This is a genomic window from Clostridium sp. MSJ-8, from assembly GCF_018918325.1.
GTDB lineage: Bacteria > Bacillota > Clostridia > Clostridiales > Clostridiaceae > Clostridium.
In genome coordinates this window covers 1-7,067 of the sequence record NZ_JAHLQH010000003.1, presented here as the reverse complement: position 1 = coordinate 7,067, position 7,067 = coordinate 1, and the positions used below count along the sequence as shown (strand labels likewise).

Here is a 7,067-nt window from a genome sequence, read left to right as displayed (position 1 = left end):
ATCAACAGCTTCTTCCCATTCTTTATTGTTTAATTTCTTATACATAAAAATCCTCCATAAAATTAATGTTTACTTAATTTTACTAGGAGGATTATATTTTTTGTAGACGTGAAATCTTTTACGCTTACAATTTATTAATTTAATATTAAAGGCTCAAAATAATTTTAATCTATATTCTTTTAAACTTAATATTGAAATTATGAAAAATAGAATTATCATAATTTTTACTCAATTTATCAGATAATATTTTTTAATTTCTTAAATATTCTTCCAATTTGTCATGATTACAATATATACAAATTAATGCTATCTAATTTATAATATTAAGTATTTAAGTTAAATATATGATTTACTATCTAATATAGTATTTAATCTTCTCAATATTTAATTTTATAATAACTTCTTTCATCTCAACTCAATCCCCTATTTTTAAATTTAATACCTATTAAATAATTAATTCTTATTAACTATATTTCAAATGATAAAAATTAATAATTTTTATTTTCTCACTACAAAATTATATATCAATGTAAAGTTTTATACACTAATGAATCATTAATAATTTATAAAAATTGCTATATATTAATTTAATTATTTCTGGTTCACTTAATGTCTTAGCAATGCATTCATATTCTTCCCTCAATAATTGAGGGCTAAATCTCTTTCCTCTTACTTTTGAATATGGTCCATCACTTTCTACTAATAATTTATCCCTAGGAATACTATTTACAACCTCTACATTTTTTAACATACTAGCATTTATTGAAAAATAACATCCTAAATCTATAAATTTCTTTTGATATTCAATATTACCTGTATACCAATGTAATATACATCGCTTAGGACGATATCTATCTATAATCTCTAATGCTTCTTCTTCTGCTCCACGTATATGAACTGACATCAATTTGTTTTCTTTAGAACATATTTCAACTATTTTTTTGAAATAATATACTTGTTCCTTATTTGGTATTCTATTTTTTTTCGTAAAATCTAATCCTATTTCTCCTACATAATTTGTTTCAGACAATAAATATAAAAAATCAATAAAATCTTTCTTTCTCAACTTCATATTCAACGGATGAAATCCTAATGCAAACTTTACGTATTTACTTCTATTAAATATTCTCTTACAACTTAAAAAGATACCCGGTGAATTAGTCATACATAATGTATATTGTTTTTCTTGATTTATATATCTAAACAAATAATTATAATCTTTATACATATCCAAATGAAAATGTGTATCAATTAAATTTTGCATATCAATCACCAATTAACTTCTTAATTTCTTCATCATTTGAAAATAATTCTATCAAATCATTCATCGTAGATTTATATACCTTTAAAAATTTTTCAATAGATTCTTCACTCAAATGTCCATAACATCTAATCATTTCCTTTATTTTTTCATTATCAAGCTTATTATATCTGTATACAGAACTAATTACTGCACGTAAATCACTTGCTTTTTCTGTTTCACCATACTTCTCTAAAAATTCTATAGTCTCAGCTTCATAAGAATACTTATAATCTTTTACATCAAGCAATGAACTCTTTCTAATTAAGCATGGATAACAATAACCACAATTAATAGGATACTCATTATTCCCATTCTTATTATACCTAGCTAAACATGGATGTGAACATGAAATAGTATCTATATAATGAATTTTAAATGCTTCTTTATCCTTCACACTATCAACAATTTCTCTCTTAGTAGAATATGCAAAAAAATTAATAATTGGATTGTTAATACCGACATCTTTTAATATTTCAAGTAAACTATTTAGAAAATATGGATGAGTAGTTCTTGTACTACAAGTTCCTTTTCTACTATTTGTTAATGGTATGTTTAATCCTATAAATCCATTTTCGGGAATATAAACCGGAATATCATTTCCTAATATACCAGCAATTGATAGTGCAGCACATAGAAATAACAACGATCTCCCTCTTGAAGTATTTTCGCTACCTATCAGTTTGTCATCATTCATATTCTTAGGTGCACGTGAATTAGCTGAGAAACTAACAAATTCTATTTTTTGGTTTTGGTATATTTTTTGAAAATCACTAATAAATTGAGCTTGTTTTTTTCTTAACTTAGGATATTCATTATGTCCAATTAAGCATGGTGATTTTCCATCCTCAAGTAACTTTATAGCACCACAATAAGAATCTAATCCACCAGAAAATAAACTTATACAATCGCATTTATCTATATCTAAATGAATCCTATTTTGATTTTTCCTTTGACTATACATATTTATACATTTTCTAAAATGTATATCCCACTTATCTCCTGTTAGAAATCCCAATATTTGATTCCACTTTTTTTCAGTACCAATCCAATTTTCTAATTTTAATACTGGAATAGATACACTAATATCCCTAGTCCAACAATCAGTAAATAATCTTCTAGATATACGTTTGTCCAAAGCAAAAATACTAATTCCTATAACAAATAAATCTTCAAATATCTCAGGTATTTTCAAACAATCCATTCTATACCATGTATCAGCAATTCCGGTAAATATAGTACTATATTTTTGTCTTGTTAATGTAAATATATATGAATCCTTCCACGTATCATCAGGAAGCATTTCATTTTCTTTGTCTATCCAAAACTTCATTTTCTCTAAGCCTCCTCATAAAACATTTCAAATATCGCATATGCATCTTCTAAAGATTTTTCTACAATATTTGCCGCTTTCATTTCAGTGAAGTCAACCATTTTAATATCTTTTAAGTTTAATTTATTATGTAACTCATTAGAAATATATTTATTCATTTCCATTAACAAATTTTCTGTTTCTGCTGGACTCCTCTTTATTCGTATTTTTTCTTCATATCTAAAAGCAAAGCTAAATTTAATATATTCAATCAATATTTCTTTAAGCAGACTAATAGAATCTATATCTTTTAACTGTTCGATCTCTGTTACATCTAATATTTTCAAAGCAGACCTGATTGATTCTGCTGATAAATAATCCTCTACCGTACTTCCATAATTAGTAAAACCTTCGATGAGTTCATTATATATATCATTAGATGATTTACCAATTAAATCACTTCTATTGAAATTGTATAATGCCTCATTTAAACTACTATTAGATATAGCCTTTGCAAATGCTAAAATATTACCTACAGCTTTTGAAAAATTCACTGACGATGTTATATCATTATGCATTGCTTTTGCATATTTACACGCCGCATTTGCACAAGATTCACTATCTCCATTCTTAATATAAGCTGTTACTGCTCTTTTAGCACTTGACCAATGTACAGTTGTAGGTGCAATATATCCCTTTGAAGTCCCCATATATTTCTCCCCCCTATTTTATAATTTTATCCTTAATTTCTTTCTTAATAAGTTTCTTTTTTACTAAATATTCTAATAATTTTTCAATTAATTCTTTATCAATTAAATACATAGCTTTTAAACATGGAAATTCACCAGGTCCTACTTTTTTATTGGATTTTTTAACTGCATCAACAATCGCCAATCTATATTCTGAAAACTTTTCAAATATTATACTATAAACATTAGATTCAATATTTCCTGATGCAATCTTCTTTATAATGACATTCATCACATCTTCTAAATCATCTGAATGTAATTGTTCCATATCCTTCATAATTCCATTAGCCAAACCAGGATTAAATTTTCCTATTCTATCTAATATATTTCTACTAGCTTCACTCAAGTCAGATTCAATATCATCTTGTTTATTAAGTATTTCTCGTGTAAGATAAAAATATTTATTTAAATTTATATTTTCTAAATGAACAGGTGGACATTTTACCCATGCTTTAATACGTGGCTTACGCCATTTATAGTATTCAGAATTAACATCATCATCATTATCATCAATCCCTTGAAGCATCAATTTAAATTTTTCATTTTCAGTATCATATGTAGAATTCCACTCATTTAACTTATTAAACAAATCAGGACTAAGCTTATTTAATACAAGCAATTTTGCCATAACTCCCATATCAAGTTCATTATCATAATATAACTTAGAAAGCTTTCTTTTCATAATAAATGTATTTAAAAATCTCTTTGCCTGTCGTGGATTTCCTTTTAATGTATGTGCTACAATTCCTCTTACTTGAAGAATTACTTCTACAACCTCTTGAAATTCACTTTCCATACCTTCTTTATAACAACTTGTATCATCAATAATAATTTCTTTTATCTGATCTAAATTAATTGCAGTCTCTTTAATCATAAGTTTTTTATCTGCTATAGTTGAAATTAACTTTTCAAAACTTTCAATTTTTAGATACTTCTGCATAACCAATAATAATAAATAATTTTGTATATCTTTAGATGATAATTCTGGTATTTGTATTGGAAGTTGTATTATTTTTTCTATGTATTCCTTATCCAACTCAATATTAAAGTCATCTATCTTCGGGTATTTCTTCTTTATGGAATATTGAATTACATTTTCATCTGCAGCCACAATAAAGGTGGATTTATCAACTGACAAAAACAGTTTAATCGCTTCCAATGTTTCAATTATTCTGTCTGGCTGACACCTATCCAAATCATCTATTAAAACAACTACTCGCTTTATTCCTTCATCTTCAAGTGCCGACTGAAATTCTTCCCTAAATTTTCTTACATTATTAACTATACTATCTGTTTTTTCATCTTCTTTAATATACTTATCCTTAATATCTTGAAATGAATCAGAAATATTTTTTATTGTATTTCCAATTTCCTTAGCATTTTGTGGAATATTTAATAACAATGGTATTGGTGTCCCCGAAGCAACACTAGCAATTATTGGTACTGCAGTAGATGCAACTTTTGTTCCAACTTTAAGGAAATCTATTTTTTTTAACAAACTTCTAAATTTCTTTTTTACATCTGTACTTGAAACTGCTTCATCTAATTCTCTTAAAAGAGCTTCTATAATGGCAATTTTTGCATCTTCATAACTTTCAAACATCCAAGCATTAATTGTTACACATATAATTTCACTTTTATTATTATAATTTTGTCTAATTAAATTTAGTAATGTTGATTTTCCAGCTCCCCATAATCCAAATATACCTATTGTCAAGGGATTTCTATCTGTATCTATTGCTACATTTGACACTATTTCAGCATATGGCTTATAAAATAACATATCGATTTGTGATGCATTGTCTGTCCACATATATAACTCACCTTTCTAAATCTATACTATACAAACTTTATTCAAAAGTATTAGTAATTAAGTTTCATTAGATAATAAAACTCTACCACACTGAAATTATATCATATATTTCTATAAAAAATATTATTTTCTATTTACAATAGTAATCCACATCACCTATCTAGATCCAAATTAATTTTTCAATTAACATTTAATATATTTATGTATAATTTGCGATTTTCACATAAATATCACAAGCTTTTTCATAATAACTCTTTTTTAAATGCTTATATCTCTCTATGCCAATTCCCATTTTCTTTATTTTTTCAAAAGCATCATTACTCCATTTACCACTTTCCATTACTACGCCTTTTAATATAATATTTATTGCATAGCGCCAATCTATATTTGCATTATCACCAGATAAAATTAACGTTGATAAAGTTCTTCCTTCTCTTTCAACTTCTATTATCTTATATTCTTTATTCAAATACTGAATTGTTACTATTAAACATTTTCTTCTTGTTATACCATCACTTAAATAAGCAAACCTTCTATTAAGTACTATTGGTAACTCCATAGCTTTTACAGAAACACTTCTTATTCCTCGTATATTCTTCAAATATTTTAGTATCAACATAAAATCCTTTAAGCAACCATTTATACTTTTTATGTCAATACTATTTGCTTCAATTCCTTTATCTAATGATTGTCCACCTTCATCAGCAAATGTTCTTTTATTATTATCTTCTTTAAAAAACTTTTTAGTGTTATTATCTTCAACTTGACGTTTATTTATATAACTAGTTTTTTCTTTCTTAATTTCAAAAGTACCTAGATATTCCTGTATTGTAAGTTCATCTTTAATACCTTCTACACTTCTTGTAGAGCCCTCTGCCTCATTGTCTATTTTTCTTTCATTATTTCTATTATTATTTAGATTTACATAAGACCACTTCTTAGACTTATCGCTTTTTTCATATTTTTCAAAACTAGGATGGAACACCTTTATTTGATCAAAGTTTATTCTTTTTTCTTTAACCTTAATAATTTCCATTACTAAGTATCCATATTTAGTTCTTTTAACTCTTGCTGTAAATTTAAAATTAGGTATTCTAAATTGAAACTTCATTTGATTTTTTAAAGAAGTGTTATATCCTATTTCATTAACCATATCAGATATATCCCTATTTCCTAGAATCCAACCTATATGCTTATAATAACTTTCCTTTAAATTTGTAGTTCTATAATTACTATTTAAATATAAATTCAATATTCTATCTTTAATTTGATATGTAAAATAATCTTCAAATGTATTACTATACAATATTGTATTTAACATAAAAGTATTGGGAGCAAGTACTGCTCTTACTATTTCTACTACTGGAACAGAATAAATTTTACCATTCTTATTAAAATTAAATGTCCTAGACTTACCCTTATAGCTACTGTCTTTTATTCTCCAGTCATTCTCATTATACTTAGGCATAACATTGTTTAAATCTATATCTATAGTTTCAATAACTCCATATTTATCAATGACTTCTCCTGAATTCAAATCTCCATCCATATAGAATTTATCTATAGACAAAAAATGTATATTAGCCCAATCTTGAACTATTCTTTTTGTTACCTTTCCATCATTAAAATATGTATCAATCATATACTTACTATTATATTTAAAAGGTTCACCTAACCAGATTAGCTGAACCTTTTTACCCTTATCAAAGGGCCAGTTTTTTAATTTAAGTTGCATTCTCCCCATTATATCCCTCATTTTTTTCATTTATATATTTGAGGATATTTCATAATAGAAATATCCCAATCTGTGGATAACTTTTTAAATTTTTTCTAAAAAAGCCGATAGCAAAGCTAGGTAACTGAAATTACCTTTTTTTGATATTTATTTTTATG

Annotated in this window: 5 protein-coding genes; all 5 read right to left on the bottom strand. The window is 25.9% G+C overall.

The annotated features are described in order from the left end of the window. Positions 1-544: 544 nt before the first annotated feature. Positions 545-1,264: a TatD family hydrolase gene (locus KQI77_RS00065; RefSeq protein WP_216387304.1), complete on the bottom strand. Its 720-nt coding sequence runs from the start codon at positions 1,262-1,264 to the stop codon at positions 545-547. A gap of 1 nt (position 1,265) precedes the next feature. Beyond that, complete coding sequence (gene qatC / locus KQI77_RS00060; protein ID WP_216387303.1) at positions 1,266-2,633, bottom strand: Qat anti-phage system QueC-like protein QatC; 1,368 nt, start codon at positions 2,631-2,633, stop codon at positions 1,266-1,268. Between the two features lie 5 nt (positions 2,634-2,638). Then, entirely contained in the window at positions 2,639-3,322 is a 684-nt protein-coding gene (locus KQI77_RS00055; protein ID WP_216387302.1) for a hypothetical protein, read from the bottom strand. A 13-nt stretch (positions 3,323-3,335) separates the two neighbouring features. Continuing rightward, entirely contained in the window at positions 3,336-5,174 is a 1,839-nt protein-coding gene (locus KQI77_RS00050; protein WP_216387301.1) for a P-loop NTPase fold protein, read from the bottom strand. 199 nt (positions 5,175-5,373) lie between these two features. Next, positions 5,374-6,918, bottom strand: a complete 1,545-nt coding sequence (locus tag KQI77_RS00045) for a Tn7-like element transposition protein TnsE (RefSeq protein WP_216387300.1) — start codon at positions 6,916-6,918, stop codon at positions 5,374-5,376. Positions 6,919-7,067 lie beyond the last annotated feature (149 nt).

Excerpts from the sequence above, each read along its gene's own strand:
- KQI77_RS00065 (WP_216387304.1), bottom strand. The coding sequence starts at position 1,264 with ATGCAAAATTTAATTGATACACATTTTCATTTGGATATGTATAAAGAT.
- qatC (WP_216387303.1), bottom strand. The coding sequence starts at position 2,633 with ATGAAGTTTTGGATAGACAAAGAAAATGAAATGCTTCCTGATGATACG.
- KQI77_RS00055 (WP_216387302.1), bottom strand. The coding sequence starts at position 3,322 with ATGGGGACTTCAAAGGGATATATTGCACCTACAACTGTACATTGGTCA.
- KQI77_RS00050 (WP_216387301.1), bottom strand. The coding sequence starts at position 5,174 with ATGTGGACAGACAATGCATCACAAATCGATATGTTATTTTATAAGCCA.
- KQI77_RS00045 (WP_216387300.1), bottom strand. The coding sequence starts at position 6,918 with ATGGGGAGAATGCAACTTAAATTAAAAAACTGGCCCTTTGATAAGGGT.